Genomic DNA, 26911 nt, shown 5'->3' on the forward strand with positions numbered 1-26911 from the left:
AGTGCGGTTGCGCGGCCGGTTCACGCGAGTCGGGTGCCGTTGGGAACGGGGCGTTCGACCGAGGTAATCACGACGCCCTCATCGGTGATGAACCCGGTGAGCAGGAATTGTGACTGGAACGGCCCGATCTGCTTGTCCGGAAAGTTGAGCACGCCGACGATCTGCCGGCCGATCAGGTCTTCCGCGCGATACAGCGCGGCAATCTGTGCACTGGTTTTTTTCTCACCATAGGCACCGAAATCCGCCCAGACTTTCCATGCTGGCTTGCGTGCCTCCGGAAACGGTTCCACCCGCGTCACGGTGCCGGCGACCAGCACGACCTTTTCGAAATCGGCCCAGCTTATTTCGGAATTGTGCACTTCACTCATCCTTCCAACCTTGTCTTCAAGCCATCACGACCCTGTTGCCACCAGTAGCTGGCCTGGGCGGCCAGATAACCGAACGGCCGGTGGGTGCGCTCGAGACCGTAACCCGCAAATTGCAACCAGCGGTTGTCGCCTTCAGCGATGGCGGACGCCACCAGCTCACCTGCAGCGCAGGTGGGAGCGAGCCCGTGACCACCGAAACCCTGTGCCCACCACAGGCCGTTGCCGTCGCCACCAATTTGCGGCATCTGGTGGCGCGCATAACTCATCAGGCCTGACCATGCATGGTCGATCTGCACCCCGCGAAGTTGTGGAAACACCCGCAGCATGTCCTTCGTCAGCAAGCGCTGCACCGCGCGCGCTGAACGGTTGAGGATGGAGATCCGGCCGCCCCACAGCAAGCGGGTGTCCGGCAATGCACGGTAGTAATCGAAGGCGAAGCGGCTGTCGTAGATGGCTGCTCGTGTATGCAAACATTCATCCAGGCGTTCGCCCAGCGGTTCGGTGACCATCACATACGTGGCAATCGGCAAGATCGCGCGATCAACCGGCTTGCGCAGGCCGGCAAGGTAGCCACCGCAGGCCAGCACCACATGGTCGACCAGCAGTTCGCCCTGCGCGGTGCGTACCCGCCACTGCATGCCTTCGCGGGCGAGGCTGCACGCGCCGCTGTTTTCATGCACGCGTACACCGTGCGCTGCCGCCGCACCGGCCAGGCCGATCGCATAATTCAGTGGATGCAGGTGCAGCGCATCGCGTTCGTACAACCCGTCGTGGTATTGCTCGCTGTGTATCTGCGCGCGCAATTCGGCTTCCGGTATCCATTGCCAGTTCGCGCCGTATTGCTCGGCAAGCAGTTGTTGCCGCTGGCGCAACAGGTCGGGATCGCGAAACCAGTTCGCCCAGATCACGCCCTCGTCCACCATGTCGCAGGCAATGGCATGATCGCTAACGCGTTGACGAATCTTGCTGACAGCGCCGGTGGTGAGCGCGAACAATGCGCGTGCACGCTCAGCGCCGAGCTGATCAAGCAGCGCCTGCTCACCCAGCGAGTAGCCGGCGAAGACGAAGCCTCCGTTGCGTCCAGACGCACCGAAGCCGATCTGTTCACGCTCCAGCAGCACCACATCACTGACGCCGCGTTCAGCCAGCCCCAGCGCGGTATTCAACCCGGCGAAGCCGCCGCCGATGACTGCCACTTGAGCCGTGGCGCTGCCCTGGAACGTGTCGTGCGCCGGATAAGGCGTCGCCGTGGCCTGGTAATACGACGTGGGCGACGGCGTTTTCATGCTGGGATGGCGGCTACCCATGGTGTTGACTTTGCACGCATGGGCAAGGCCTGCGTGATTCAGAGCTGGTCGAGAAAAGCGCGTACTGTCGGTGCCAGTTTCGGATCCTGCATCGCCATGTGCATGGTCGCGCGCACCAGTCCGGCCTTGTTGCCGCAATCGAAGCGAATACCTTCGAAGCGATGGGCCAGCACCTTGCCCTGCTCTTTCAGCAGCGCGTCGATCGCGTCAGTTAGCTGAATCTCACCGCCCGCACCGGGCGTGGTCTGTTCGAGCAGTTGAAAAATACGCCCGGGCAGCACGTAGCGACCCACCACCGCCAGATTCGACGGAGCATCAGCCGGCTTGGGCTTCTCCACCATGCTGTGGATCAGCGCGCTGCGTGCGTCAATGGGCGTGGCATCGACGATGCCGTATTTGTCGGTGTCGTTGTGCGGCACTTCTTCTACGGCAATCACCCCAGCCTGCTGCTCATCGGCCAGTTCGGCCATCTGTCGCAGAGCGCCCTTGCCGGAACCGTTCCAGATCAGGTCATCGGGCAATACCACACCGAATGGCTCGTCACCTACGACGGGCTTGGCGCAAAGCACGGCATGTCCAAGGCCCAGGGCTTCAGGCTGGGTCACGAAAATCGCACGGACATGCCGTGGAAGCGTGCCTTGCACCAGTGCCAGCAACTCGGCCTTGCCCTTTTCCTGCAGTTTCGACTCCAGCTCATAGGCCTTGTCGAAATAGTCGGCAATCGCATGCTTGTAGCGATTGGTGACGAAGATCAAGGTGTCGGCGCCCGCATCCACGGCTTCGTCGACGGCGTACTGAATCAACGGCTTGTCCAGCACCGGCAACATTTCCTTGGCGACGACCTTGGTCGCCGGCAGGAAGCGCGTACCGAGTCCGGCTACGGGAAACACCACTTTACGCAAGGGCTTGCTCACTCACTGATCTCCGGGTTGGCACGACGGATCGATACGACGTTGTCCGGTTGGGCAGCTTCACTCCAACGAAACGAGGGCAGCAAACTGGAAACGCAGCGTCGAAGTTCTTCTTCATCAAAAGCAGTGACCGCTTCCGCGGCCTTGTTCAACAGGGACTGCAACAACTCCCAAGAAACTTCACGATGCTGCGCCAGAAAAATCTTGGTGTGAGTGGTCGCGCTGTAGTTTTCCAGCGGGTGAAACAATTCCTCGAACAGCTTCTCGCCGGAACGCAAACCGGTGTAGACGATCGGGATTTCGCTGTTCGGCTTCTTGCCGGCAAGACGGATCATCTGTTCGGCGAGGTCGCGAATCTTTACCGGCTCGCCCATGTCGAGCGCGAAAATTTCGCCGCCCTGCCCCAGACTCGCCGTTTGCAGGATCAGCTGGCACGCTTCGGGAATCGTCATGAAGTAACGGGAAACTTCCGGATGCGTAACCGTCACCGGGCCGCCCGCGCGGATTTGCCGCCGAAACAGCGGTACCACGGAACCAGCCGAATCCAGCACGTTGCCAAAGCGCACCGTCATGAAGCGTGTGTCGGTGTGCGCGTTGAGATTCTGACAGTAAATTTCAGCGACGCGCTTGCAGGCACCCATGACACTGGTCGGATTGACGGCCTTGTCCGTGGAAATAAGTACGAAACACTCGACGCCTACCGCACAGGCCGCATCCGCCACCACGCGCGTACCCACAGCGTTGTTGGCAAACCCTGCGCGAAGCTGGCCCTGCAACATCGGGACGTGCTTGTAGGCTGCGGCGTGAAACACTACTTGCGGCTGCAAATCGACAAAGGCCTTGCGCATCGCAGCCGGGTCGCAGCAGCTGGCAAGAATGCCGTCAAAGATCAGTTCTGGAAAATCGGCACGCAGCTCCTGTCCGATGCGATACAGGTTGTATTCGCTCTGGTCGACCACGGTGAGCGCTTGCGCACCCAGCCGGGCCACCTGGCGACAGAGTTCCGCACCGATTGAACCACCGCCGCCGGTAATCAGAACGCGCCGGCCGCTGAGGGTCTCGCGGATGGACGTCCAGTCGAGTTCTACCGCGTCACGGCCAAGTAGGTCCTCGATCGCGACTTCCTTGATCTCGTTGAACTGCGCGCGCCCGGCGACGACATCTTCGAGCCGCGGCACGGTTCGATACGGCAAGTCGGTGGCGTCGCAAAGTGCGACAACCCGACGCATTTCCGTGGTCGATGCGCCGGGCAAGGCAATCAACAACATGTCCACGGCCGTCTGTCGAGCCACGTCGGGCAGTTGGTTCAATTGGCCGAGAATCGGTTGCCCGTTGATATTGGCGCCACGCAGGCTGGGTTTGTCGTCGATGAACCCGACGACCCTGTAACGACTGTCCCGATGAAGGTCGCGCGAGAGCACCTCTCCGGCGCGATCCGCTCCGACGATAAGTACCCGTTTGACACTCTGGTTTTGCAACAGATCCCTGCGGCTGTCTTTCCAGTAGCGGTAGGCCAGTCGCGGCCCCCCCAGCAATACCGACAGCAGCACCGGATAGATCGCCAGTGTGGAGCGCGGTACACCATCGAGCCGGTCGTACAGGAACAACGCGACACCGATGCAGAACACGCCGACCACCGCTGCTCGGGCAATATTCCACAGGTCCGGCAGGCTGGCGAATCGCCATACACTTTTGTACAAGCCGGTCCAGCGAAAGATCAGCCCCTGAACCAGCAGCACGATCGGCAACTCAAGCAAACGAAAGTTGACCAGATCGTCCGGCACCAGCGCGTACCGAAACAGTTTGGCAAGCCACCACGCCAGCACCGCCATCACCAGATCATGCAAAACGACGGCGATGCGCGGATGAATAAAGGCGACAAATTTACGCAGCGACATGGCGCATCCTTGACAAGTCGCGCCGCAGACAACGACGCTTCAGCATCAGCCAGGCGACTGATGTCCCCGTATAGACTGCCATGGTAATCGGCAACGCCACGCGTAGATGACTCCAGGCCAACCAGGCCATTGGTGCGGCGACCAGCAGATTCCAGCCCAGATAGACCGCAGCGGTCCCTGCGTGCGTTCGACCTCGGCGAACCAGCCACTGATACAGGTGTTCGCGGTGGGCAGTGTACCAGCGCCGTCCGCGCCAGATGCGGGTAAGCAAGGTCAGGGTGGCATCCACGACGAATACTGAAGAAAGAATCATGGCCGGCCACAGGAGCGCCGGCTCGACCTGCCACAACAAGGCGGTAAACGCGAAAATCAGCAAGCCGACACTGCCGCTGCCCACGTCGCCCATGAAAATGCGGGCGGGTGAACGATTGAACCACCAGAATCCCGTCATCGACACGGCCATCACGGCTGCCGCCAACGCCAGCGCCGGTTGCGCAGCGGCATAGGCCAGCAGGGCCAGACCCGCACCGACAAACATGACTTGCTGGGCCAGCAGGCCATCGATTCCGTCCATGAAATTATGCAAATTGACACTCCAGACGCCACCGGGCAACAGCAAGAACAGCCACCACCACGAGGTGCCGGTTGCCAGCAGACTGGCACAGACCAGGCCAATCCCGACCAGTTGCGCAAGCAATCGAGGCAGTACCGGTAACGAGCGATGGTCATCCCACCAGCCGGCCACGGCGACCAGCAGGAATCCGCTGAGCAACCCCGCCGTCACGCTGGCGGGCCATGCGTTCGGCGGCTGGGACAGCACGCCAGGAAGACATATGAGCATGGCCACCACCACGCCGATGCCGCCGCCGCGCGGGGTCGCTATCTGATGCGATCGCCGCTGTCCGGGCAGATCGAGCATGCCGCGGCGACGGGCGTAGCCGATCGAACCACGCACAACCAGCACGGTGACAAGAAAACTCGACAGCAACCATCCCATGGTCATCAACATCGACAGGTCACTCGCTGGCAACACCATGAATCGGCCTGATCGTTGCCCAGCTCTTGCAGCTGGGGCATTGCCAGTGGTGCGCCTTGGCACCAAAGCCGCAACGGCTGCAACGGTACATGGCCTGCCCTTCAAGCAGCTTGCGGGTCAGGTCACGCAGGATCAGGAAGTTCTCGCGAGCTTCGCCCTCGACTTTGTCCATGGTGGCGTCAATCAAAGCCATCAAGCCACGCACCGATGGGCGCTGGCGCAGCTGGGTGGTGAGGAAATCGATGGCGGCGCGCTCGCCGTCACGCTGCTTGTAGAGGTGGGCCAGCGCAAGCACCGGCGACACGCCGTTGTAGCGCGCTACCATCTCGCGCAGGAACGCCTCGGCTCGTTCCATCTGCTGCGAGCGTGCATAGCTGTTGAGTAGCGGTGGAAGAATTTCCGGAGCGAAAGCGATGTCGGCGTTGATGGCTGCCTCGTAGGCAGTCACGGCGTCGCTGTGTTGCCCATCTTCCGAGAGCAGACGCCCGGTCAGCATGAATGCACGCACGCAAGCTGGCTGGCATGCAAAGGCTTGCTGCAAATAGTCACGAGCGTCTGCCCTGGCACCGTGCTGGCGTGAGCGATCGGCCAGCTCGCAGTAGAACTGCGCGATCATCGAGGTCTCTTCATCGCCGGTCATCACTTCGAGACGACGCGCGTGCTCGATAGCCTTGTGCCAGTCGCGTTCGTGTTGATAAATGGCGACCAGATGGCGCAGGGCCGACGGCGCGTGTGCATTCATCGCCACCAGGTCGCAGAACAATGCTTCGGCGCGGTCCAGCAGGCCGGCTCGCATATAGTCTTCGCCCAGCTCCAGCAATGCGACCGTCTTCATCGCGTCGGTGAGGCCGGGACGCGAGACCAGATGCTGGTGTAGTCGGATCGCACGATCAACCTCACCGCGGCGGCGGAACAGATTGCCCAGAGCGAGATGTGTCTCGACCGTATCGCGGTTGTATTCGGCCAGTTTGAGGAAAACCTCGATCGCCTTGTCCTGCTCCTCGTTCAGCAAATAATTCAGGCCGCGGAAATAATCCGATGAAAGTGCACTGACTTCGGCGCCGGAACGACGCGCACCAAACTGACGGGACGTCCACCAGCCCAGCGCAAAAGCAGCCGGAACCAGAGGAGCCAGCGCAAGCAGTGGGTTCATGGTTTAACTGCAGGCTTTTTGTCTGCGCGTGACAGCTTGCGCTGCAGACGGCGCCGCCCCGTGCTCACGCCCAGCCACGCGGTCACACCACCCAGCAACCAGCCGATCACCACGGCGACCAGCAAGGCAGCACCCTTAGGCAGTTGCAGCTGTGCAAAGCCGAGGTCGTAGGCAACCATGTCGGCGTTGAGCGCGCCCAGCACGATGCCGGCGGCGATGAAAAGCACGAGAAGGATGATGGCAGGCAGTCGCATCACGCGACTTTACCCGATTGACCGTGACTGGCACAGGCAGTGGCACCGTTCCATGCGGTAATGATTCATGCTGACGTTCCAGAGGCGTGCCCGGCAGCAAATAAAAAGGCAGACCGACTTGCGTCGTCTGCCTTTGGTAACGTCTTTTTCGCTCAATCACCCGATCAGGCGGTGACCTGGTCCAGATCCTGATTGACGCGTTCGCGCAATTCCTTGCCCGGTTTGAAATGTGGAACATGCTTGCCAGGCAAGGCCACGGCTTCGCCGGTCTTCGGGTTGCGCCCCATGCGCGGTGGCCGGTAGTGCAAGGCAAAACTGCCGAAACCACGCACCTCAATACGCTCACCATGAGCCAGGGCATGGCTCATCTGTTCGATGACGCTCTTGACAGCCATCTCGACATCGGCAAACGCAAGATGGGTCTGACGCCTGGCCAGCGCCTCGATCAATTCGGATTTAGTCATGGGCCCCAATGTCCGTGACGTGAAACAGCGGGGCGGCAAAGCCGCCCCGCGTCAGACTGATGCAATGCGATCAATCGGCCTTGTTGAACTGCTCTTTGAGCAGCGCGCCAAGCTTGGTCGTACCGCTGGCGGCGGACGAGTAATCGACCGTCGTATCCGGCACATCTTCCTCGTCCTTGGCGCGAATCGAGAGCGCCAGCTGGCGACCCTTGCGATCCATACCCGTGAACTTGGCTTCAACCGCGTCGCCCACCTTCAGATGCAACGTGGCATCTTCGATACGCTCCTTGGCAATGTCGTTGGCACGCAGGTAACCCTCGACGCCCTCGCCCAGATCGATCACGGCGCCCTTCGCATCGACTTCCTTGACGGTGCCGTTGACGATCGTGCCGCGCGGATTCGCTGCCATGAACTGGCCGAACGGATCCTGCTCCATCTGCTTGATGCCGAGCGAGATGCGCTCGCGCTCTGGATCAACCGCCAGCACCACGGCCTCGATCTCGTCGCCCTTCTTGAAGTTGCGAACCAGATCTTCGCCGGACATCTGCCACGAGATATCGGACAGGTGCACCAGACCGTCGATACCGCCGTCCAGGCCGATGAACACACCGAAGTCGGTGATCGACTTGATCTGACCGGAAACCTTGTCGCCCTTCTTGTGCATCGCTGCGAAGGCTTCCCACGGGTTCGAGCGGGTCTGCTTGATACCCAGCGAGATGCGGCGACGCTCCTCGTCCACGTCCAGCACGGTGACTTCGGTTTCGTCACCGACCTGAACCACCTTGGCCGGGTTGACGTTCTTGTTGGTCCAATCCATTTCGGACACGTGCACCAGGCCTTCCACGCCCGGCTCGATCTCGACGAAGCAGCCGTAATCAGTGACGTTGGAAACCTTGCCGAACAGACGGCTGCCGACCGGGTAGCGGCGGGCAATGGCGACCCACGGGTCGTCGCCCAGCTGCTTCAGGCCCAGCGAAACGCGGTTGCGCTCCTTGTCGTACTTCAGCACGCGCACGTCCAGCTCGTCGCCAACATTGACGACTTCGGACGGATGACGCACGCGCTTCCACGCCATATCGGTGATGTGCAGCAGGCCGTCGATGCCGCCCAGGTCCACGAATGCGCCGTAATCGGTGAGGTTCTTCACCACACCCTTGACGACGGCACCCTCGGTCAGGCGCTCAAGCAGCTGCTCACGCTCGGCGGAGAACTCGGTCTCGACAACGGCGCGGCGGCTGACCACCACGTTGTTGCGCTTGCGATCGAGCTTGATGATCTTGAACTCGAGTTCCTTGCCCTCGAGGTAGGTCGGCTCGCGCACCGGGCGCACGTCGACCAGCGAACCGGGCAGGAACGCGCGAACGTCCTTGATGTCGACGGTGAAACCGCCCTTCACCTTGCCCGAGATCATGCCCTTGATCGTTTCTTCCTTGTCGAACGCCTGCTCGAGGTCGTCCCACACCATCGAGCGCTTGGCCTTCTCGCGCGACAGCTTGGTCTCGCCGAAACCGTCTTCCAAAGCTTCGAGGGCTACCTTCACCTCGTCGCCTACCTGCACTTCCAGCACACCTTCCTCGTTCTTGAACTGCTCGATCGGGACGATGCCTTCGCTCTTCAGGCCAGCGTTGATCACGACGACGTCGTTGCGGATTTCCACAACGATACCGGTGACGATGGCGCCGGGCTTCAGCTTGGAAATAGCGCCTTGGCTCTGTTCAAACAGTTCGGCAAAACTTTCAGTCATGTTGATTCCATAGTGGGAAAGGATCGTGGTTCATTGCGCTGGAATGGTTGATGCGCGAACTTCGGATCCACCGGTTGAGGGTGTATGAGGTGGTTCTTCGAGGGAACCGACCGTCATCACCGTTGGCCAAAACCCCCTGCCGAGGCAGGGGCACAAAAACCGCCGCGTAGCCCGTTCAGGGCCGCACGACGGCAAATACTTTCGCAACGACTTCGTCGATGCCCATGCCGGTGGTATCTACCAGCAAGGCGTCATCGGCGGGCTTGAGCGGCGCAACGGTGCGCGATGCATCGCGACTGTCACGCGCTTCAATTTCGCGCTGAAGGCCAGCCAGTGTAACGCTGAGTCCCTTTTCCTTCAACTGCTTATAGCGCCTTTTCGCCCGTTCGGCGGCACTGGCGGTGAGGAAAACCTTGTACGCGGCGTCCGGAAAGATCACCGTGCCCATGTCGCGCCCGTCGGCCACCAGCCCCGGTGACTTGCGAAAGCCCAGTTGCAGCGCTACCAGGGCTTCGCGCACCGGCGGCATCGAGGCAATCGCCGACGCGGCGGCCCCGGCGGTTTCGGTGCGCAATTCGTCGGTGGCATCATGGCCGTTGACGACAACCCGGGTCTCACCGCCATCCGCTGCTGCCCGGAAATGGATCTTGGTGTTCTGCGCACAGCGCGTCATGGCTTGCTCGTCGGACAGGTCCAGTCCGGCCATGCCGGCGGCGTATCCCACGGCGCGATAAAGAGCCCCAGAGTCCAGCAATCGCCAGCCCAGCCGTTCGGCAACCAGTGCACTGATGGTGCCTTTGCCCGAGCCCGACGGTCCGTCGATGGTGAGTACGGGGACGGGGGTATGGCTCATGGCGTGATCCTGGCTAAACGGCAAAGGCACAGTTTAACGCGTTGACCCCACCCCGGACGCGTGCTATCTAGCCCACTCCACCGGTTTGCAAGCGTTGTCGAACTGACTTATGACCGATCTTCGCCACGAGTTCGAGCAGGCTGCCGAAGACATCCAGCGCATGGGAAATCGGCCAGACAACGATACCCTGCTGAAGCTGTATGCCCTGTACAAGCAAGGGTCAGAGGGCGATCTCAAGCGCACTCCACCCGGCTTCTTCGACTTCGTCGGCACCGCCAAACACGAGGCATGGGCGCAGTTGAACGGGGTTGCGGAGGAAGAGGCGATGCGTCGTTACATCGCCCTGGTACAGCAACTGCTGGCGTGAGCGCCCTCCTTTCGAAGTTTCAAACGCTTGCTTTCGGATAGCGAACACCGGCACATTCATACGATCGTTTGAGTCGGTGCTGAATCGCATGAACTACCCCAACCTGTTTGCCCCACTTGATTTGGGCCATGTCACGCTGCCCAACCGCATCCTGATGGGTTCGATGCACACGGGTCTGGAGGACAAGGCTCGCGACTACGACAAGTTGGCGGCGTACTTTGCCGAGCGTGCCCGCGGTGGCGTGGGCCTGATGGTTACCGGCGGCATTTCGCCCAGCATCGAAGGTTGGCTGAAACCGTTTGGTGGCCGCTTGACGATGCCTTGGCACAAGCCGCGGCATCGCAAGCTCACTGACGCGGTACATGCCGAGGGTGGACGCGTCTGCATGCAGATCCTGCACGCAGGGCGTTACGGCTATCACCCGTTGTCGGTGGCACCTTCGAAGATCAAATCGCCAATCACCCCGTTCACTCCTCGCGCGCTTTCCGCTCGTGGCGTGGAACGCACGATCAACGACTTCGTGCATTGCGCGAAGCTGGCCCGTGACGCTGGTTATGACGGCGTCGAGATCATGGGTTCGGAAGGCTATTTGATCAACGAGTTCATTGCGGCGCGCACCAATCAACGGAATGACAACTGGGGCGGTGATGCAGCGCGACGGATGCGCTTTCCCATCGAGATCGTGCGCCGTACACGCGAGGCCGTGGGTCGCGACTTCATCATCATCTACCGGCTATCGATGCTCGATCTGGTCGAGGGAGGTCAGGATTGGGATGAAATCGTCGCTCTGGCCAAGGGCATCGAAGCGGCTGGCGCCAGTATCATCAATACGGGCATTGGTTGGCACGAGGCACGTGTACCAACGATTGTCACAAGTGTGCCGCGGGCCGGTTTCGCCTGGGTCACGCAGAAACTCAAGGGCGAGGTCGCCATTCCGCTGGTAGCCACCAATCGTATCAACATGCCCGACGTCGCCGAGCGCATTCTTGCCGGTGGGGAAGCCGACATGGTGTCGATGGCGCGTCCGTTGCTGGCCGATCCCGCGTGGGCGAACAAGGCAAAAGCCGGTCGCAGCGAGCGCATCAACACCTGCATCGCCTGCAATCAGGCCTGCCTCGACCATGTTTTCCAGAACCGCCGCGCCAGCTGCCTGGTCAACCCGCGGGCCTGCCACGAGACCGAACTCAAGATCGAACGGACCAGCACCCGCAAACGCATTGCCGTGATCGGCGCGGGTCCAGCCGGCATGGCCTGCGCCAGTGCGCTGGCCGAACGCGGCCACACAGTAACCCTGATCGATCAGGCCAGCGAGATCGGTGGACAGTTCAATTACGCCAAGCAGATTCCGGGCAAGGAAGAATTCCACGAGACCCTGCGCTACTTCCGTCATCAACTCCAGGACAACGGCGTCGAAGTGCGACTGGGCCAGCTTGCCGATGCTGCGTCATTGCGCGACGCGGGTTACGACGAGGTGGTCGTTGCGACCGGCATCACGCCACGAGCGGTGAATTTTCCCGGTAGCGATGATCCACGCGTACTGAGTTACCTCGACGTGCTGGCCCGGCACCACCCGGTGGGTGCTCGAGTAGCCATCATTGGTGCCGGTGGCATTGGCTTCGACGTGGCCGAATTCCTGGTTGAACACCTGCCCTCACCCACCACCGACGTGACCCGGTGGACGCGGGAATGGGGCGTGGACATAAAGCTGCAGCAACGCAGCGGCTTGCAGCAGCCAGCCCCCGAACCACCTGCACGGCAGGTATGGTTGCTTCAGCGCAGCGAAGGACGCCCTGGTGCGCGACTCAACAAGACCACTGGCTGGGTGCATCGCGCCACGCTGAAAGCCAAGCGGGTGACCATGCTTGGCAAGGTCAGCTATCAGCGCTTCGACGATCAGGGGCTTCATGTCACGATCGACGGTGAGGCGCAGATCCTGCCGGTGGACAACGTCATCCTGTGTGCTGGTCAGGTACCCAATCGCGTCCTGGCTGACGAACTGATTGCCGCAGGCATGAAAGTGCATGTGATTGGTGGTGCCGACGTGGCCGCCGAACTCGATGCCAAGCGCGCCATCGACCAGGGCACTCGATTGGCCAGCGTCGTCTAGAAGGATGACGCGCCAGCACTGCCGTTGTTGGTTGACAGCGGCGGTGCTGGCCGAGAAAGAAAAGCGCCCCGCAGGTGAGACGCATCAACGTGGGTTCAGGGGGGGAGTTGAACCAGACGTCGTATTTAGCGTCGCTGCGGGGCGCGGGCCGCCGCCACTAGGGGGAGGGGAAGTGGCGGGACAGGGCTATTTTATGATCGACTCAATAAAGTATCTAATATATATTTCGCGACTCATTAATTTGATTTCGCTATATGTTCGATCTTCGCCAATTGCGCTACTTCGTGGCTGTCGCTGAAGAACTGAGCTTCACCCGCGCAGCTTTGCGCCTGCACTTGTCTCAGCCGCCCCTGTCCCAGCAGGTCCGCGCGCTCGAGGAGGACCTTGGGGTCCGTCTGCTGGAGCGGACCAAGCGACATGTCGAGTTGACTGAACCCGGTCGGGTTTTCCTCGACCAGGCGCGACAAATTCTCGCCAAGGCGGATGAAGCTCGCAGCCAGGTCACTGCTGCCGCCGCGGGATACAGCGGCCAGTTGCGTCTGGCTTACAGCGTATCAGTCTCGTTTCATCCAGCGCTGCCGCAGGCGCTGCTTCGTTACAGCCAGATCGCCCCCCGGGTCGCATTGCAGTTGAGCGAAATGTATACCGAACCTCAGTATGCAGCCCTTTTGGGCGGTCAGATCGATGTCGGCTTCGTTCGTGACGTGCCGGCGCATCCACAAGCGGCACGCAGCGTACGGCTGAATGTGATCGACCGCGAACCATTGTTGCTGGCACTGCCCATCGGCCATCCGTTGGCTGGGCGTAGCAGCCTGCACCTGGCCGAGGTCGCCGGTGATGCGTTTGTCTCGCAACCGCGACAACTGGTAGCGACCCTTTACGACCGGCTGGTAAAACTGGCGACCCGGGCGGGCTTTCAGCCCACGATCATTCAGCACGCTCAACAGATCAACGGCTTGTTGGCACTGGTTGCCGGTGGTTTGGGCTTGGCACTGGTACCGGCCAGCATGCGCGTGGTGCGTCTGGCAGGGGTAAGCTACGTGCCCCTGGAGGACGCCGATGCCTATCTGTTACTGGCGTTGGCCTCGCGCGCGCAGGACACCTCACCGGTGCTGCAGCAGTTCCTGGCCACGGTCGCCGAGACGGCTCTTACACCGGGCTTGTGAGAAGCGCTTCATGTGGTTACACTTGCGAGCTTACTTTATTCTTTTTAGTGTCAGGAGCTGGCCGTGAAGGTGCTTAACTCTTTGAAGTCCGCCAAGGCGCGGCATCGCGACTGCAAGGTTGTTCGCCGTCGTGGCAAGGTGTTCGTGATCTGCAAGAGCAACCCCCGTTTCAAGGCTCGTCAGCGCTGAGTCACGGCGCATTGGCGACACGAGGAAGGCCGCGAAAGCGGCCTTTTTTGTGTCTTTCGCTGGCGTGGAAGGCTTCGACGGGGTCGACCCGCCAAAGCCTTCCCTGCGCTTACTCGTAACGCACGCCAGTGATTTCGTAATGCTTGACGCCGTTCGGCGCCGTGAATTCGAGGCTGTCACCTTCATGCTTGCCGATCAGCGCCCGCGCAATCGGGGATGACACGGCAATCAAACTCAGCTTTATATCGGCTTCAAGATCGCCCACGATCTGGTAAGTCACCGCCGCACCGCTGTCTTCGTCTTCCAGATTCACGATTGCACCAAAGACAACGCGCTTGCCCGGATTCAACTTGGCGACATCGATCACTTCGGCGTTCGACAACAAGGCTTCCAGTTGGGCGATTCGCCCTTCGGTGAAGCTCTGCAGCTCACGCGCCGCGTGATACTCGGCATTTTCTTTCAGATCGCCATGCGCGCGGGCTTCGGCAATCGCCGCGATGATACGTGGGCGATCAACCGACTTCAGTTTTTCAAGCTCGGCGCGCAGGCGCTCAGAGCCGGTTTTGGTGACGGGTGGGCGACTCATGCGTTGAGCTCCTTGTGCAGTTCCTGCAGGCTGTGCACTTCGCCATCGCTATGGAAATCGAGCGAATGGACGAGTGCGCGCGCGCCGGCCACGGTGGTGGAATAGGTGACGCGATGCTGCAGCGCCTCGCGTCGGATCGAGAACGAATCGGCGATCGCCTGTTTGCCCTCGGTAGTGTTGACGATATATGCGATCTCGCCGTTCTTGATCAGGTCGACGATATGCGGACGCCCTTCCAGCACTTTGTTGATGCGTTCGCAGACCACCCCGTGTTCGCCCAAATAGCTCGCCGTGCCGGATGTCGCCACCAGGCTGAAACCGCGCGCAATGATCTCTTTGGCCACCGGCAGCAGCCGATCCTTGTCACCGTCGCGAACGGACAGGAACGCCTTGCCGACGATGAGCGTCTTGATCCCGGCGGCCTCGTGACCCCGTGCAAAGGCGGCGCCGAAGCTGCGGCCCACGCCCATCACTTCACCCGTGGAACGCATCTCGGGCCCGAGAATCGGATCGACGTTCTGGAACTTCAGGAACGGGAAGATCGCTTCCTTCACGGAGTAGTACGACGGAATCACTTCGCGAGTGGCACCGAGGCTGGCAAGCGATTTGCCGGCCATCACACGCGCCGCCACCTTGGCCAACGGTACGCCGGTGGCCTTGGAAACGAACGGTACGGTACGCGAGGCACGGGGATTCACTTCCAGCACGAACACGGTGTCGCCCTGGATCGCGAACTGGGTGTTCATCAAGCCGATGACCTTCAACTCCTTCGCCATCGCGGTGACCTGGCGGCGCAACTCGTCCTGGATCTGCGGGCTAAGTGAATACGGCGGCAGCGAGCAGGACGAGTCGCCCGAATGCACGCCGGCCTCTTCAATGTGTTCCATGATGCCGCCGATCAACGCGTTGCCCTCGGCGTCGGCGATCACGTCCACGTCGACTTCCACGGCGTGGTCGAGGAAGCGATCCAGCAGCACCGGCGAATCGTTTGAAACCTTCACCGCGTCGCGGATATAACGCGACAGATCGGCGTCGTCGTGCACCACTTCCATCGCCCGGCCACCAAGCACGTAGCTTGGACGGACCACCAGCGGATAGCCGATCTCGCGGGCCAATGCCAAGGCCTCGTCGGCGTTGCGCGCCGTGCGGTTTGGCGGCTGCTTCAGGCCGATCTTCTCGATCATCTGCTGGAAGCGCTCACGATCCTCGGCCAAATCGATCGAGTCGGGACTGGTACCGATGATCGGCACGCCGGCCGCCTCCAGTGCGCGCGCCAGTTTCAGCGGCGTCTGCCCGCCGTACTGCACGATCACGCCCTTCGGCTTCTCGACGTGCACGATCTCCAGCACGTCTTCCAGGGTCAGCGGCTCGAAGTACAGGCGGTCGGAGGTGTCGTAATCTGTCGAGACGGTTTCCGGATTGCAGTTGACCATGATGGTTTCATAACCATCTTCGCGCAGCGCCAGCGAGGCGTGCACACAGCAGTAATCAAACTCGATGCCCTGCCCGATCCGGTTCGGGCCACCGCCCAGCACCATGATCTTGTCACGACTGGTCGGCTCGGCTTCGCATTCTTCCTCGTAGGTTGAATACATGTAGGCCGTGCTGGTGGCGAACTCGGCTGCGCAGGAATCCACCCGCTTGTACACCGGGCGAACGCCCAGCATGTGGCGTACATGGCGTATGGCGGCTTCGTCGGTGTTCAGCAACTCGGCAATACGCGCATCGGCGAAGCCCAGTCGCTTGAGCTCACGCATGCGCTGCTCGTCCAGCGCGGTGATGCCTTGCGCCATGATCTCCGCTTCGGTCAGCACGATGTCCTCGAACGCAGCGAGGAACCATGGATCGACGCGGCTGAGGTTGAATACTTCTTCCAGCGACAAGCCCGCACGGAATGCATCAGCAAGATGGAAAACCCGGTCCGGGCGCGGCTCACGCAGTTCGCGCTTGAGCACAGCCAGCCCGTCATCGGTGCCGATATCCAGACCGGTCGGATTGAGGCCGGTTTTGCCGATCTCCAGACCACGCAAAGCCTTTTGCAGCGACTCGTGGAAGGTCCGGCCGATCGCCATGACTTCGCCGACCGACTTCATCTGCGTGGTCAGGCGCGCATCAGCAGCCGGAAATTTCTCAAACGCAAAACGTGGAATCTTGGTGACCACGTAGTCGATCGACGGCTCGAACGACGCCGGGGTCAGGCCGCCGGTGATGTCGTTCTTCAGCTCGTCCAGCGTGTAGCCCACCGCCAGCTTGGCGGCAATCTTCGCGATCGGAAAGCCGGTGGCCTTGGACGCCAGCGCCGACGAACGTGACACGCGCGGGTTCATCTCGATGACCACCACGCGACCGTCTTCGGCATTGATGCCGAACTGCACGTTGGAGCCGCCGGTATCCACGCCGATCTTCCGCAGCACCGCGATGGACGCATCGCGCAGGCGCTGGTATTCCTTGTCGGTGAGCGTCTGCGCCGGCGCCACGGTGATCGAGTCACCGGTATGCACGCCCATCGGGTCCAGGTTTTCGATCGAGCAGACGATGATGCAGTTGTCCGCGGTATCGCGAACCACTTCCATCTCGAATTCTTTCCAGCCGAGCACCGATTCCTCAACCAGCACTTCGCTGGTCGGCGAAAGCTCAAGCCCGCGCTTGACGATCTCCTCGAATTCTTCGCGGTTGTAGGCAATGCCACCGCCGGAGCCGCCGAGCGTGAAGCTGGGTCGGATCACCGTGGGATAACCGACCTTGGCCTGGGTTACCAGCGCCTGCTCGAACGTGCGCGCAATTTCGGCCTTCGGACATTCCAGCCCGATTTCGCCCATCGCCACGCGGAACAACTCGCGATCTTCGGCCATGCGGATCGCTTCACGCTTGGCGCCGATCAGTTCGACGTTGTACTTCTCAAGCACGCCGTTATCGGCCAGATCCAGCGCGCAATTCAGGCCAGTTTGGCCGCCCATCGTCGGCAACACCGCGTCCGGACGCTCCTTGGCAATAATGCGCTCGACGGTCTGCCAGTTGATCGGCTCGATGTAGACCGCGTCGGCGGTATCCGGGTCGGTCATGATCGTGGCGGGATTGGAGTTCACCAGGATCACCCGGTAACCCTCTTCCTTCAGCGCCTTGCATGCCTGCGCGCCGGAGTAGTCGAACTCGCAGGCCTGACCGATGACGATCGGGCCGGCGCCGATGATGAGAACGCTCTTGATATCGGTACGCTTAGGCATGCGTGCGAGCCTCCTGCATCAGGTTGGCAAAACGTTGGAACAGATAGCCGACATCGTGCGGTCCGGGGCTTGCCTCGGGATGGCCCTGGAAGCAGAACGCCGGGCGGTCGGTCAGCGTAAAACCCTGCAGCGAGCCGTCGAACAGCGACGTATGCGTGACCCGCACGTTGGCGGGCAACGTGGCTGGATCGACCGCAAAACCGTGATTCTGCGAGGTGATCAATACGCGGCCGTCGTCGTGATCCTTGACCGGATGGTTGGCGCCGTGGTGGCCGAACTTCATCTTCACTGTCTTGCCGCCCAGAGCCAGACCCATCAATTGATGACCGAGACAAATGCCGAACAGTGGGATCTTCGCGTCGAGGAAGCTGCGCGTCGCTTCGATCGCATAATCACAAGCTGCGGGATCGCCCGGTCCGTTGGACAGGAAGACACCATCCGGCTTCATCGCCAGCACGTCGGCGGCCGGGGTCTGCGCCGGCACCACGGTAACCTCGCAACCCTGTTCGGCCAGCAGGCGCAGGATATTGAGCTTGCTGCCGAAGTCGTAAGCCACGACCTTGAAGCGCATGGGAGGCTGGTTGAACGCGGTGCGATCGAGATCGTAAATGCCCTCCTTCCAGACATACGATTTGGGGGTGCTGACCACCTTGGCCAGATCCATGCCATTCAAGCCCGGGAACGCGCGCGCCCTGGCCAAGGCAGTGTCAGCGTCCGCGTGTTCGCCAGCCATGATGCAGCCAGCCAGGGCGCCCTTGGCGCGCAGGATGCGGGTCAACCGACGGGTGTCGATACCGGCAATGGCGACCGTGCCATGGCGCGTCAGGTAGTCCGGCAGACTTTCCGTGCAGCGCCAGCTGCTGGCGCGGCGCGGCACATCGCGCACGATCAGCCCGGAGGCATGCACGGCGGTGGATTCGACGTCTTCGGCATTGACGCCGGTATTGCCGATATGAGGATAGGTCAGCGTGACGATCTGGCGTGAGTACGAGGGATCGGTGAGGATCTCCTGGTAACCGGTCATCGCGGTATTGAAAACGACTTCGCCAACGGTTTCGCCGGTGGCACCGACGGAGTGACCATGGAAAACGCTGCCGTCTTCAAGGGCCAGCAGGGCAGGAATAGGCATACGGTAACCGCCTTTTTGATGCAGCAAGATCCGCAAGCCGCACGATTGCTGGCTTGTGGGACTTGGGAAGGAAAGGATCTGGGCGGGTGGAAATGATAAGCGGCGATGTCGTTTCTGTCCACCTCACGGAACATGAATCCCTGCCATGGGTGCACTTTCCAATCTATCGGTGGACGCTACACTAGGCCACGTTTTGCCGGAGCCCGATGTCCCATGAGTGCTGCTGTCCTGCTGGATCCCGCTCGCCTCGATCGCCCGGATACCTCGGTGCAGCATCAGCCTTTCCCGTTCATGGTGGCTCACGGCCAGTTGCCGGATGAAATTCGCGGCGACCTGGATCGCGACTTTCCCCGTTATTCCAGCGCCGGTTTCTTCCCTTACGATCCGGTCGACTGCGGCCCCAGCGTCAATGCGCTGGTTCGTGACATGACCTCCCCCGCCTTCGCCCGTGCCATCGGGCAACGACTGGGTATTGAGGGTCTGGACGGCTATCCGACCCTGGTGACGGTGTGTCGCCTGCTCAACAAGCGACACGGCACCATTCACACCGACAGCAAGTCCAAGGTTGCCACGGCATTGATCTATCTGAACCAGCAGTGGCCCAACACCAGTGACGGTTGCTTGCGCTTTTTGCAACAGATCGACGACATCGACAGCGTCATCGCGCCCGAGTTGACGCCGCTTTATGGCGAGTTTGCCGTTTTCAAGCGCTGCGACAACTCCTTTCATGGACACCTGCCCTACGAGGGCGAGCGTCGGGTCATTCAAGTGGCGTGGTTGACCAGCGAGGATGAAAAGTTGCGCAAGACCCGGCGTGGCAAGTTCTCGCGCGTGTTCAAGAGCCTTTTCGGTCGACTGGATACGAAGCTCGGCGCGGGTCGGGGTCGCAACGCGTCGCATCCCGACTGATGCCACGCTGCCGATGTCGCCAGTCTTGCTGCACACGCTGTTCGAGGCACTGGCTTACGCGATCGGCTTTCGCACCTTCCTGTGGACGCGTCGCCGACTGGCGCCGGCTGCATTTCAGCATGAAGACCACGTGGTCTGGGTGGGCGTAGGTGCCATCGTCGGCGCTGCGCTGGGCGCCAAGCTGTCGTTCTGGCTGGATGACCCGCTGACCGCGTTTGCCAACTTTCCCGACCTTCGCCATCTGCTGGAAGGCAAGTCGATCATCGGGGCACTGCTTGGTGGCGTGTTCGGTGTGGAGACCGCCAAGAAGATCGCAACGGCCCGCAATTCAACCGGCGATGCCTTCGTGTTGCCGCTGACGCTGGGCATGTGCATCGGTCGGGTTGGCTGCTTTCTCGCCGGTCTTGGCGATCATACCTACGGTATGCCGACCTCCCTGCCGTGGGGTGTGGACTTCGGCGATGGTTTGCCACGCCACCCTACCCAACTCTACGAAATTGCCTTCCTGCTGGCCCAATACGGATTGATCCATTGGCGTCGCGACGTACTCACCATACCGGGTGATCGCTTCCGCGCTTTCATGGTCGGCTATCTGTTTTTTCGCCTGCTGGTCGAGTTCATCAAGCCAGTGTTCTATACCTACCCGGGTGGCCTGTCCGGGCTGCAGTGGTTATGCGTCGCCGGCCTGCTTTACTACGCGGGGGACATTCCACGTATCCTGCGAGCGTTATTCAGCCGGGGAAGCGGTGCATGGGAGCCAAGGTAAGGCCGTATCTGTTTTACGACAGTGCCGTGTCGATCTGCACGACGTGCCTGCGCCGCGTCGAAGCAAAAATCCTGATCAAGGACGAGCGCGTCTATCTGGAAAAGTGGTGCCCGCATCACGGTCGCGAGCGCGTGCTGATCGCTGATGACGCAGCGTATTACCGCCAGTGCCGCGAGCTGTACATCAAGCCACCCGAATTGCCGCAGCGCTTCAATACGCCGCAGCATTATGGTTGTCCGTATGACTGCGGTCTGTGCCCGGAGCACATGCAGCATTCCTGCTTGACCCTGGTCGAGATCACCGATCACTGCAATCTGCGTTGCCCGATCTGCTATGCCGACAGCGGCCCGCATCGCCCCGGCTTTCGAGACCTGGCCACGGTTGAACGTATGCTCGATGCCGTGGTGGCGAACGAAGGCGAGCCGGACGTCGTACAGATTTCCGGTGGCGAACCGACCCTGCATCCGGACTTCTTTGCCATTCTCGATGCCGCCAAGGCGCGGCCGATTCGCCATCTGATGGTCAACACCAACGGCTTGCGCATCGCCAAGGAGCCGGAATTCGCCGCACGGCTGGCCGCCTATCAACCCGGCTTCGAGCTTTACCTGCAGTTCGATTCGCTGCGCGATGAGGTACACAAGGATCTGCGCGGCGCCAAGCTGCGCGATATCCGACTGAAAGCGCTGGAACATCTGAACCGGTACGACATCTCCACCACCTTGGTCGTGACGGTGAAGAAAGGCCTCAACGATGGCGAACTGGGCGAGATCATCGACTTCGCGTTGACCCAGCCGTGCGTGCGCGGGGTGACCTTTCAGCCCATCCAGGCCGCTGGCCGTCTGGAAGGCTATGACCCGGAACACAATCGCCTGACCTTGAGCGAAGTGCGTCGGGGCATTCTGGAACAGAGCACGTTGTTCCAGCCGGATGACCTGATTCCGGTACCGTGCAATCCCGACTGCCTGGCCATGGCCTACGCGCTGAAAGTCGGCGACCAGGTAGTGCCGTTGACCCGTTTTGTCTCACCCGAAACGCTGGTCAGCAAAGGCCGCAACACCATCGTGGTAGAACGTGACGAAGAGCTGCGCGCACACGTATTCGAGCTGTTTGCGACCAACCACTCACCCGAGTCACAGGCTTGTTCGCTCGCCGACTTGCTCTGTTGTCTGCCGCAGGTGCAGGCTCCGGCGGATCTTGGCTATCGCAACGTATTCCGCATTCTGATCATGCAGTTCATCGACGCCCACGGCTTTGATCTGCGCGCTGTGAAGAAATCCTGCGTGCATATCGCCCAGCCCGACGGTCGGATCATTCCGTTCGATACCTTCAACCTGTTTTATCGCGACGACAAGGCCGCCACGCTGGCAAAGTTGCGGCGCGAGATCGACCAGACCCGTGCCATCGAGGAGCAATCGCATGAGTGAGATGCGCCTGGAACCACCAACCTCCGCGCCGCCGCCGTTCCCGCCAGACGAACCACGGCCAGGCGGTGGCTCACTGGCTGCTGGCGTCGCTCTGGCATGGGCCGTGATGATCATTGGCGAAATGCTGATCCTATTGACGCACAGCTTCGGCATGATGCTCGGCGGCATGTTGCTGCCGCCGGTAGCGATCGTCGCGTGGGGCCTTGTCCTGCTCAATGGCAGCAAGCCGCGCACGGGCAAGGGCTTGTTGCTCGGCCTGGTATCGATTGTGGCTGTCGTGTTGCTGCTGGTCGCTGCCTGTTTCGGGCTGATCAGCAACTACCACTGAGCACGTCACGTCGGTCAGCGTGGCGCGGCGATAACGTCCTCGAGCTGCCACTGACCGGCTTTCTGGCCGGCAAGCCAGCCAGCCGCCTGTAGCGCTCCGCGGGCAAAGATCGAGCGATCGGTGGCACGGTGAGACAGCTCCAGCCGCTCACCGCTGCCGATCAGCATGGCCGTGTGCTCGCCGACAATGTCGCCGCCGCGCACCACCGCGAAGCCGATGCTTCCATCGGCCCGCTCGCCGGTCTGGCCTTCGCGACTGTAGACCGCGGTTGCTTCCAGCGTCGTCTGGCGCGCATCGGCGGCAGCGCGACCTAGGGCCAACGCGGTACCCGACGGCGCGTCCTGCTTGCGCCCATGGTGCGCTTCGACGATTTCGAGATCCCATGCTGGCAGTGCGGCCGCCGCATCGCGCAATAAACGCGTCAGCAGTGCCACACCCAGGCTGAAATTGGCAGCACGCAGGATCGCCATGTGATGGCCTGCATCGGTCAGACGATCTTCCAGTACCGCATCAACGCCGGTGGTACCGCTGACCAGGGCGACGCGGTGTTGCAGGCAATGATCGAGTGCCGCCGACAACGCCGCTGGACTGCTGAAATCAATCACCACGTCGACCACCGGCGCCGCCGACCAGCTATGTGCATAGCGCAGATTGCTGGCCGTCAGCGGCGCCACCAACTGGCCGTCGTCGGGTGAGTCGGGCGCCACTACCGCATGTGCCAACTCGAAGCGACGATCCTCGCGCAGCAGCTCCAGCAAGGCGCGACCCATGCGGCCAGAAGCACCGTTGATGGCGAGGCGAACGGGATGGGTCATCAGCGGCGCACTCCAGTGACTTGATCAACAGAAGCTGGCCGCAGGCCAGCCGGCTTCATGCGGTAACTTTCGACCAGAACTTCTTCACGCCATCGACCCAGCCATTCGCGCGCGGGGTGTGCTTGCTGGCATCGCTGCCGCCAAAGGTGGCTTCCAGCGACTCCAGCAACTCGCGCTGCTGCTTGGTCAGCCGCACCGGTGTTTCCACCACGACCCGACAGATCAGATCGCCATGACGACTGGCGCGCACCGACTTGACGCCGCGACCGCGCAGGCGGAATTGTGTACCGGTCTGGGTTTCCTGCGGAATGCTGATCGGCACTTCGCCTTCCAGCGTCGGCACCGGCAGTTCGGCACCCAAAGCGGCCTGCGAGAAACGGATTGGCAGTTCGCAATACAGATCATTGCCATCGCGCTGGAAGATCGCGTGTTCGCGCACCTGCACTTCCACGTACAAATCACCGGCCGGCGCGCCAGAAGGCCCGGCCTCGCCCTGCCCGGTCAGGCGGATGCGATCACCGTTGTCGACGCCCTCGGGAATCTGCACCGAAAGCGTGCGGGTTTCCTCGATACGGCCTTCGCCATGGCATTTCTTGCATGGCTTCTCGATCGTCTGGCCGCTGCCGCTGCAATGCGGACAGGCCTGCTGGATCGAGAAGATGCCGTTCTGCATGCGCACCTGACCGTGGCCATGGCAGGTCTTGCACTTGCTGACCTTGCCGTCCTCCGAACCACTGCCGTTGCAGTGGTGGCAGTTGACCTGGGTGGGAATCTCGATCTGTCGGCTGACGCCGAATACGGCTTCTTCCAGATCCAGCTGCATGATGTAGCGAAGGTCGGCGCCACGGCGCGGCCGGCCCCGTCCACCGCCGGCACGGCCAAAAATATCGCCGAAAATATCGCCGAAGATGTCACCGACGTCGCCAAACCCGGCGCCCCCACGACCGCCCATGCCGTGCTCGAACGCGGCATGACCGTGCTGGTCATACATACCTCGTTTCTGCGCGTCGGACAGCACTTCGTAGGCCTCTTTGGCCTCCTTGAACTTGTCCTGCGCTGCGGGATCGTCCGGGCAGCGGTCCGGGTGATATTTCATCGCGAGCCGGCGAAAGGCTTTCTTCAGCTCGGCTTCGTTGGCGCTGCGCTCACAGCCCAACACCTCGTAGTAGTCACGTTTGCTCATTGATACATCCACACTGCCTGTCACGCCCCTGTCCTGCACTCAACAAACAGCCCACGCCGGGAGAATTCCCGACGCGGGCTGGTTCATCGGCGGTGCCGATGACGATGCCGAAGCTTACTTGTCGTCTTTTACTTCGGTAAATTCGGCGTCGACCACGTCGTCCGGCTGGGCCGAGCCGCCCGGTGCAGACTGCGTACCGGTATCAGCCTGGCCACCGCCTTGAGCGGCGGCGTGCAAGGCCTGCGCGACCTGCTCCAGTTTCTCGACTTTGGCTTCGATCGCCGCCTTGTCGTCGCCATCCTTGACCTTCTCCAGGTCAGACAACGCGCCTTCGATGGTGCTGAGCTGATCACTCGGCACCTTGTCGCCGTGATCCTTCATCGCGCTGCGGGTGGCGTGCACCAGCTGGTCGGCCTTGTTGCGCGTGCTGACCAGTTCGTGGAACTTCCGGTCTTCTTCCTTGTTCGCCTCGGCGTCGGCGACCATGCGCTGGATCTCTTCATCGGACAAGCCCGAGCCGGCCTTGATCTCGATTTTCTGTTCCTTGCCGGTTTTCTTGTCCTTGGCCGACACGTGCAGAATACCGTTCGCGTCGATGTCGAAGGTGACCTCGACCTGCGGCATGCCGCGCGGCGCCGGATCGATACCCTGCAGGTCGAACTTGCCCAATGACTTGTTGGCACTGGCCCGCTCGCGCTCACCCTGCAACACATGCACGGTTACCGCGGTCTGGTTGTCGTCAGCCGTCGAGAAAGTCTGCGAGGCCTTGGTCGGCACTGTGGTGTTCTTCTCGATCAGCTTGGTCATCACGCCACCCATCGTCTCGATACCGAGCGACAGCGGAGTGACGTCGAGCAGCAACACGTCCTTGACCGTGCCACCCAGCACGCCGCCCTGGATCGCTGCGCCCACGGCAACCGCTTCGTCCGGGTTGACGTCCTTGCGCGGGTCCTTGCCGAAGAAGTCCTTCACCGCTTCCTGCACCTTCGGCATGCGAGTCTGGCCGCCGACCAGGATCACGTCGTTGATGTCGGACACGCGCAAGCCGGCGTCATTCAACGCGGTGCGGCACGGCTCGATGGTGCGCTTGACCAGGTCTTCGACCAGTGCTTCGAGCTTGGCCCGGGTCAGCTTGATGTTGAGGTGCTTCGGACCAGATGCGTCGGCCGTCACGTACGGCAGGTTCACGTCGGTCTGATGATTGGTAGACAGCTCGATCTTGGCGCGCTCGGCAGCGTCCTTCAGGCGCTGCAACGCGAGCGGGTCCTTGCGCAGGTCGATGCCCTGCTCCTTCTGGAATTCCTCGACCAGATAGTCAATGACGCGCATGTCGAAGTCTTCGCCACCGAGGAAAGTGTCGCCATTGGTGGCCAGCACTTCGAACTGCTTCTCGCCGTCGACTTCGGCGATCTCGATGATCGACACGTCAAACGTACCGCCGCCCAGGTCGTAAACCGCGATCTTGCGATCACCGCCCTTCTTGTCCAGGCCATAGGCCAACGCGGCCGCAGTCGGCTCATTGATGATGCGCTTGACGTCGAGGCCGGCGATCTTGCCGGCATCCTTGGTTGCCTGACGCTGGCTGTCGTTGAAGTAGGCCGGCACGGTGATCACCGCTTCCGTGATCGTCTCGCCCAGATAGTCCTCGGCGGTCTTCTTCATCTTCATCAGCACTTTCGCAGCAATCTCCTGCGGCGCCATCTTTTTGCCGTCGGAGGTCTGCACCCAGGCGTCGCCGTTGTCATGCGCAACAATCGCGAACGGAACAATGTTCAGGTCTTTCTGGACTTCAGCGTCGGTGAACTTGCGGCCAATCAGGCGCTTCACCGCGTAGAAGGTGTTCTTCGGATTGGTCACGCCCTGGCGCTTGGCCGACGCGCCGACCAGCACTTCACCGTCCTTGTTGAAAGCGACAATGGACGGCGTGGTGCGATCGCCTTCCGAGTTCTCGATGACCTTGGCTGACGTGCCGTCCATGACGGACACGCAGGAGTTGGTCGTACCCAGGTCGATGCCGATGATCTTGCCCATGTTCAATCTCTCCAGAAAATTTTTGCGGCCCCCGCGGCCGCGATAGGTTTTCAGATGGGGGTCTGCTCTGGCGATTCAATGCCGGCAAGACCCCGAATGTGTGTTTTTGCGTTCCACTGGCGCGCCATTCAGGCAAGCGCCAGAGTTAATGACGTTCAGTCTTTCGCTACCGAGACCAAGGCGGGACGCAGCAGGCGATCGTTCAATACATAGCCTTTTTGCAGCACGCTGACCACCGTACCGGGCGCCTGACCGGGTGCCTCCACCATGCTCACCGCATGATGCCGTTCCGGGTCCAGCGGCTGACCCAGCGGATCGACCTGGGCCATGCCGTGGTTCTCGCCCACTTTCAGCAAGGCCTTCAACGTCAACCCAAGACCTTCGCGCATCGACGCCACATCGCCACCGGCGGTCGCCAAGCCGCTCTCCAGCCCGTCATAGACCGGCAACAATTCGCCAAGCAGTTTCTCGTTGGCAAACCGGCGCGCCTGCTCCAGATCCCGGTGCAGGCGGCGACGCTGATTGTCCAGCTCGGCGTGTTCGCGCAACACCGTCTCACGCAGTTCGGCGTTACTGGCTTCCAGTTCGGCCACCCGTGCCTGCAAGGCTTCCGGGCTGATGTGCGTCGTGTCGTCGGCCTGGCCGTCGACCGGCATGTCACCCGACGCATACGGATCGTTGTTCTGCATGTTCACTCCA

At 61.4% G+C, this 26911-nt stretch carries 25 protein-coding genes; 8 read left to right on the plus strand and 17 right to left on the minus strand.

The features are described from left to right. Positions 1-20: 20 nt before the first annotated feature. The 10 genes from PY254_RS11300 to cmk all read right to left on the minus strand — a co-directional run bounded on the left by PY254_RS11300 (position 21) and on the right by cmk (position 9988). Positions 21-368: a tRNA-binding protein gene (locus PY254_RS11300; RefSeq protein WP_281012148.1), complete on the minus strand. Its 348-nt coding sequence runs from the start codon at positions 366-368 to the stop codon at positions 21-23. Continuing rightward, positions 365-1654, minus strand: coding sequence for an NAD(P)/FAD-dependent oxidoreductase (locus tag PY254_RS11305; protein WP_281012149.1), 1290 nt, complete (start codon positions 1652-1654; stop codon positions 365-367). The genes PY254_RS11300 and PY254_RS11305 overlap by 4 nt, the downstream gene beginning before the upstream one ends. Before the next feature lie 59 nt (positions 1655-1713). Next, on the minus strand, positions 1714-2589 hold the full coding sequence (gene galU / locus PY254_RS11310; RefSeq protein WP_281012150.1) for a UTP--glucose-1-phosphate uridylyltransferase GalU: 876 nt from the start codon (positions 2587-2589) through the stop codon (positions 1714-1716). Beyond that, on the minus strand, positions 2586-4484 hold the full coding sequence (locus tag PY254_RS11315; protein ID WP_281012151.1) for a polysaccharide biosynthesis protein: 1899 nt from the start codon (positions 4482-4484) through the stop codon (positions 2586-2588). The genes galU and PY254_RS11315 overlap by 4 nt, the downstream gene beginning before the upstream one ends. Next, on the minus strand, positions 4471-5493 hold the full coding sequence (locus PY254_RS11320) for an MraY family glycosyltransferase (RefSeq protein ID WP_281015210.1): 1023 nt from the start codon (positions 5491-5493) through the stop codon (positions 4471-4473). The genes PY254_RS11315 and PY254_RS11320 overlap by 14 nt, the downstream gene beginning before the upstream one ends. Before the next feature lie 7 nt (positions 5494-5500). Further along, on the minus strand, positions 5501-6673 hold the full coding sequence (lapB, locus tag PY254_RS11325) for a lipopolysaccharide assembly protein LapB (protein ID WP_281012152.1): 1173 nt from the start codon (positions 6671-6673) through the stop codon (positions 5501-5503). Beyond that, positions 6670-6927, minus strand: a complete 258-nt coding sequence (locus PY254_RS11330; protein ID WP_281015211.1) for a lipopolysaccharide assembly protein LapA domain-containing protein — start codon at positions 6925-6927, stop codon at positions 6670-6672. Before PY254_RS11330 ends, lapB begins: the two co-directional genes overlap by 4 nt. 164 nt (positions 6928-7091) lie before the next feature. Then, positions 7092-7391 carry an integration host factor subunit beta gene (locus PY254_RS11335; protein WP_281012153.1) on the minus strand — a complete coding sequence of 100 codons (300 nt, stop codon included), beginning with the start codon at positions 7389-7391 and terminating at the stop codon, positions 7092-7094. 70 nt (positions 7392-7461) lie between these two features. Then, positions 7462-9135, minus strand: coding sequence for a 30S ribosomal protein S1 (rpsA, locus tag PY254_RS11340; RefSeq protein ID WP_281012154.1), 1674 nt, complete (start codon positions 9133-9135; stop codon positions 7462-7464). Positions 9136-9310: 175 nt separating this feature from the next. Beyond that, a complete protein-coding gene (gene cmk / locus PY254_RS11345; RefSeq protein ID WP_281012155.1) occupies positions 9311-9988 on the minus strand; it encodes a (d)CMP kinase in 678 nt (225 codons plus the stop codon). 109 nt (positions 9989-10097) lie between these two features. Here cmk and PY254_RS11350 point away from each other — a divergent pair, with 109 nt between their 5' ends. The 4 genes from PY254_RS11350 to ykgO all read left to right on the plus strand — a co-directional run bounded on the left by PY254_RS11350 (position 10098) and on the right by ykgO (position 13817). Continuing rightward, complete coding sequence (locus tag PY254_RS11350; RefSeq protein ID WP_281012156.1) at positions 10098-10355, plus strand: acyl-CoA-binding protein; 258 nt, start codon at positions 10098-10100, stop codon at positions 10353-10355. 88 nt (positions 10356-10443) lie between these two features. Further along, positions 10444-12462: an NADPH-dependent 2,4-dienoyl-CoA reductase gene (locus PY254_RS11355; RefSeq protein ID WP_281012157.1), complete on the plus strand. Its 2019-nt coding sequence runs from the start codon at positions 10444-10446 to the stop codon at positions 12460-12462. A 254-nt stretch (positions 12463-12716) separates the two neighbouring features. Then, positions 12717-13628, plus strand: a complete 912-nt coding sequence (locus PY254_RS11360) for a LysR substrate-binding domain-containing protein (RefSeq protein WP_281012158.1) — start codon at positions 12717-12719, stop codon at positions 13626-13628. A gap of 63 nt (positions 13629-13691) precedes the next feature. Further along, complete coding sequence (gene ykgO, locus PY254_RS11365; RefSeq protein WP_007508267.1) at positions 13692-13817, plus strand: type B 50S ribosomal protein L36; 126 nt, start codon at positions 13692-13694, stop codon at positions 13815-13817. Between the two features lie 109 nt (positions 13818-13926). On the opposite strand, the gene greA is transcribed toward ykgO, so the two are convergent. Genes greA through carA form a run of 3 tightly spaced genes read right to left on the minus strand, consistent with a single transcriptional unit; the run spans position 13927 to position 18756 of the window. After that, the gene (gene greA, locus PY254_RS11370) at positions 13927-14403 is read right to left on the minus strand and encodes a transcription elongation factor GreA (RefSeq protein ID WP_281012159.1); all 477 of its coding nucleotides are present in this window, start codon (positions 14401-14403) and stop codon (positions 13927-13929) included. Beyond that, positions 14400-17627 (minus strand): carbamoyl-phosphate synthase large subunit, encoded by a 3228-nt coding sequence (carB, locus tag PY254_RS11375; protein WP_281012160.1) that lies wholly within the window; start codon positions 17625-17627, stop codon positions 14400-14402. Before carB ends, greA begins: the two co-directional genes overlap by 4 nt. Continuing rightward, positions 17620-18756 (minus strand): glutamine-hydrolyzing carbamoyl-phosphate synthase small subunit, encoded by a 1137-nt coding sequence (gene carA, locus PY254_RS11380; protein ID WP_281012161.1) that lies wholly within the window; start codon positions 18754-18756, stop codon positions 17620-17622. Before carA ends, carB begins: the two co-directional genes overlap by 8 nt. Positions 18757-18969: 213 nt before the next feature. Here carA and PY254_RS11385 point away from each other — a divergent pair, with 213 nt between their 5' ends. Genes PY254_RS11385 through PY254_RS11400 form a run of 4 tightly spaced genes read left to right on the plus strand, consistent with a single transcriptional unit; the run spans position 18970 to position 22183 of the window. Further along, the gene (locus tag PY254_RS11385; RefSeq protein ID WP_281012162.1) at positions 18970-19665 is read left to right on the plus strand and encodes a 2OG-Fe(II) oxygenase; all 696 of its coding nucleotides are present in this window, start codon (positions 18970-18972) and stop codon (positions 19663-19665) included. Positions 19666-19678: 13 nt separating this feature from the next. Then, positions 19679-20431, plus strand: coding sequence for a prolipoprotein diacylglyceryl transferase (locus PY254_RS11390; RefSeq protein ID WP_281012163.1), 753 nt, complete (start codon positions 19679-19681; stop codon positions 20429-20431). Further along, a complete protein-coding gene (locus PY254_RS11395; RefSeq protein ID WP_281012164.1) occupies positions 20416-21855 on the plus strand; it encodes a radical SAM protein in 1440 nt (479 codons plus the stop codon). The genes PY254_RS11390 and PY254_RS11395 overlap by 16 nt, the downstream gene beginning before the upstream one ends. Beyond that, positions 21848-22183 carry a hypothetical protein gene (locus tag PY254_RS11400; protein WP_281012165.1) on the plus strand — a complete coding sequence of 112 codons (336 nt, stop codon included), beginning with the start codon at positions 21848-21850 and terminating at the stop codon, positions 22181-22183. Before PY254_RS11395 ends, PY254_RS11400 begins: the two co-directional genes overlap by 8 nt. A gap of 14 nt (positions 22184-22197) precedes the next feature. Here PY254_RS11400 and dapB read toward each other — a convergent pair whose 3' ends face one another. The 4 genes from dapB to grpE form a co-directional block, all read right to left on the minus strand. Then, entirely contained in the window at positions 22198-22998 is an 801-nt protein-coding gene (gene dapB, locus PY254_RS11405) for a 4-hydroxy-tetrahydrodipicolinate reductase (protein WP_281012166.1), read from the minus strand. Positions 22999-23053: 55 nt separating this feature from the next. Further along, on the minus strand, positions 23054-24181 hold the full coding sequence (gene dnaJ / locus PY254_RS11410) for a molecular chaperone DnaJ (RefSeq protein ID WP_281012167.1): 1128 nt from the start codon (positions 24179-24181) through the stop codon (positions 23054-23056). A gap of 114 nt (positions 24182-24295) precedes the next feature. Then, positions 24296-26212, minus strand: coding sequence for a molecular chaperone DnaK (gene dnaK / locus PY254_RS11415; protein ID WP_281012168.1), 1917 nt, complete (start codon positions 26210-26212; stop codon positions 24296-24298). A gap of 155 nt (positions 26213-26367) precedes the next feature. Continuing rightward, positions 26368-26901 carry a nucleotide exchange factor GrpE gene (grpE, locus tag PY254_RS11420; RefSeq protein WP_281012169.1) on the minus strand — a complete coding sequence of 178 codons (534 nt, stop codon included), beginning with the start codon at positions 26899-26901 and terminating at the stop codon, positions 26368-26370. Positions 26902-26911 lie beyond the last annotated feature (10 nt).

The sequence above is a fragment of the Rhodanobacter sp. AS-Z3 genome, assembly GCF_029224025.1.
Taxonomy (GTDB): Bacteria; Pseudomonadota; Gammaproteobacteria; order Xanthomonadales; family Rhodanobacteraceae; genus Rhodanobacter.

What these genes read in the sequence shown, in the direction of transcription:
- PY254_RS11350 (WP_281012156.1), top strand. Translation starts at nt 10,098, where the DNA reads ATGACCGATCTTCGCCACGAGTTCGAGCAGGCTGCCGAAGACATCCAG.
- PY254_RS11335 (WP_281012153.1), bottom strand. Translation starts at nt 7,391, where the DNA reads ATGACTAAATCCGAATTGATCGAGGCGCTGGCCAGGCGTCAGACCCAT.
- carB (WP_281012160.1), bottom strand. Translation starts at nt 17,627, where the DNA reads ATGCCTAAGCGTACCGATATCAAGAGCGTTCTCATCATCGGCGCCGGC.
- rpsA (WP_281012154.1), bottom strand. Translation starts at nt 9,135, where the DNA reads ATGACTGAAAGTTTTGCCGAACTGTTTGAACAGAGCCAAGGCGCTATT.
- dapB (WP_281012166.1), bottom strand. Translation starts at nt 22,998, where the DNA reads ATGACCCATCCCGTTCGCCTCGCCATCAACGGTGCTTCTGGCCGCATG.
- carA (WP_281012161.1), bottom strand. Translation starts at nt 18,756, where the DNA reads ATGCCTATTCCTGCCCTGCTGGCCCTTGAAGACGGCAGCGTTTTCCAT.
- PY254_RS11390 (WP_281012163.1), top strand. Translation starts at nt 19,679, where the DNA reads ATGTCGCCAGTCTTGCTGCACACGCTGTTCGAGGCACTGGCTTACGCG.
- PY254_RS11395 (WP_281012164.1), top strand. Translation starts at nt 20,416, where the DNA reads ATGGGAGCCAAGGTAAGGCCGTATCTGTTTTACGACAGTGCCGTGTCG.
- PY254_RS11330 (WP_281015211.1), bottom strand. Translation starts at nt 6,927, where the DNA reads ATGCGACTGCCTGCCATCATCCTTCTCGTGCTTTTCATCGCCGCCGGC.
- PY254_RS11315 (WP_281012151.1), bottom strand. Translation starts at nt 4,484, where the DNA reads ATGTCGCTGCGTAAATTTGTCGCCTTTATTCATCCGCGCATCGCCGTC.
- grpE (WP_281012169.1), bottom strand. Translation starts at nt 26,901, where the DNA reads ATGCAGAACAACGATCCGTATGCGTCGGGTGACATGCCGGTCGACGGC.
- PY254_RS11400 (WP_281012165.1), top strand. Translation starts at nt 21,848, where the DNA reads ATGAGTGAGATGCGCCTGGAACCACCAACCTCCGCGCCGCCGCCGTTC.
- dnaK (WP_281012168.1), bottom strand. Translation starts at nt 26,212, where the DNA reads ATGGGCAAGATCATCGGCATCGACCTGGGTACGACCAACTCCTGCGTG.
- PY254_RS11320 (WP_281015210.1), bottom strand. Translation starts at nt 5,493, where the DNA reads ATGTTGATGACCATGGGATGGTTGCTGTCGAGTTTTCTTGTCACCGTG.
- cmk (WP_281012155.1), bottom strand. Translation starts at nt 9,988, where the DNA reads ATGAGCCATACCCCCGTCCCCGTACTCACCATCGACGGACCGTCGGGC.
- PY254_RS11385 (WP_281012162.1), top strand. Translation starts at nt 18,970, where the DNA reads ATGAGTGCTGCTGTCCTGCTGGATCCCGCTCGCCTCGATCGCCCGGAT.
- PY254_RS11355 (WP_281012157.1), top strand. Translation starts at nt 10,444, where the DNA reads ATGAACTACCCCAACCTGTTTGCCCCACTTGATTTGGGCCATGTCACG.
- greA (WP_281012159.1), bottom strand. Translation starts at nt 14,403, where the DNA reads ATGAGTCGCCCACCCGTCACCAAAACCGGCTCTGAGCGCCTGCGCGCC.
- PY254_RS11360 (WP_281012158.1), top strand. Translation starts at nt 12,717, where the DNA reads ATGTTCGATCTTCGCCAATTGCGCTACTTCGTGGCTGTCGCTGAAGAA.
- dnaJ (WP_281012167.1), bottom strand. Translation starts at nt 24,181, where the DNA reads ATGAGCAAACGTGACTACTACGAGGTGTTGGGCTGTGAGCGCAGCGCC.
- lapB (WP_281012152.1), bottom strand. Translation starts at nt 6,673, where the DNA reads ATGAACCCACTGCTTGCGCTGGCTCCTCTGGTTCCGGCTGCTTTTGCG.
- PY254_RS11300 (WP_281012148.1), bottom strand. Translation starts at nt 368, where the DNA reads ATGAGTGAAGTGCACAATTCCGAAATAAGCTGGGCCGATTTCGAAAAG.
- PY254_RS11305 (WP_281012149.1), bottom strand. Translation starts at nt 1,654, where the DNA reads ATGAAAACGCCGTCGCCCACGTCGTATTACCAGGCCACGGCGACGCCT.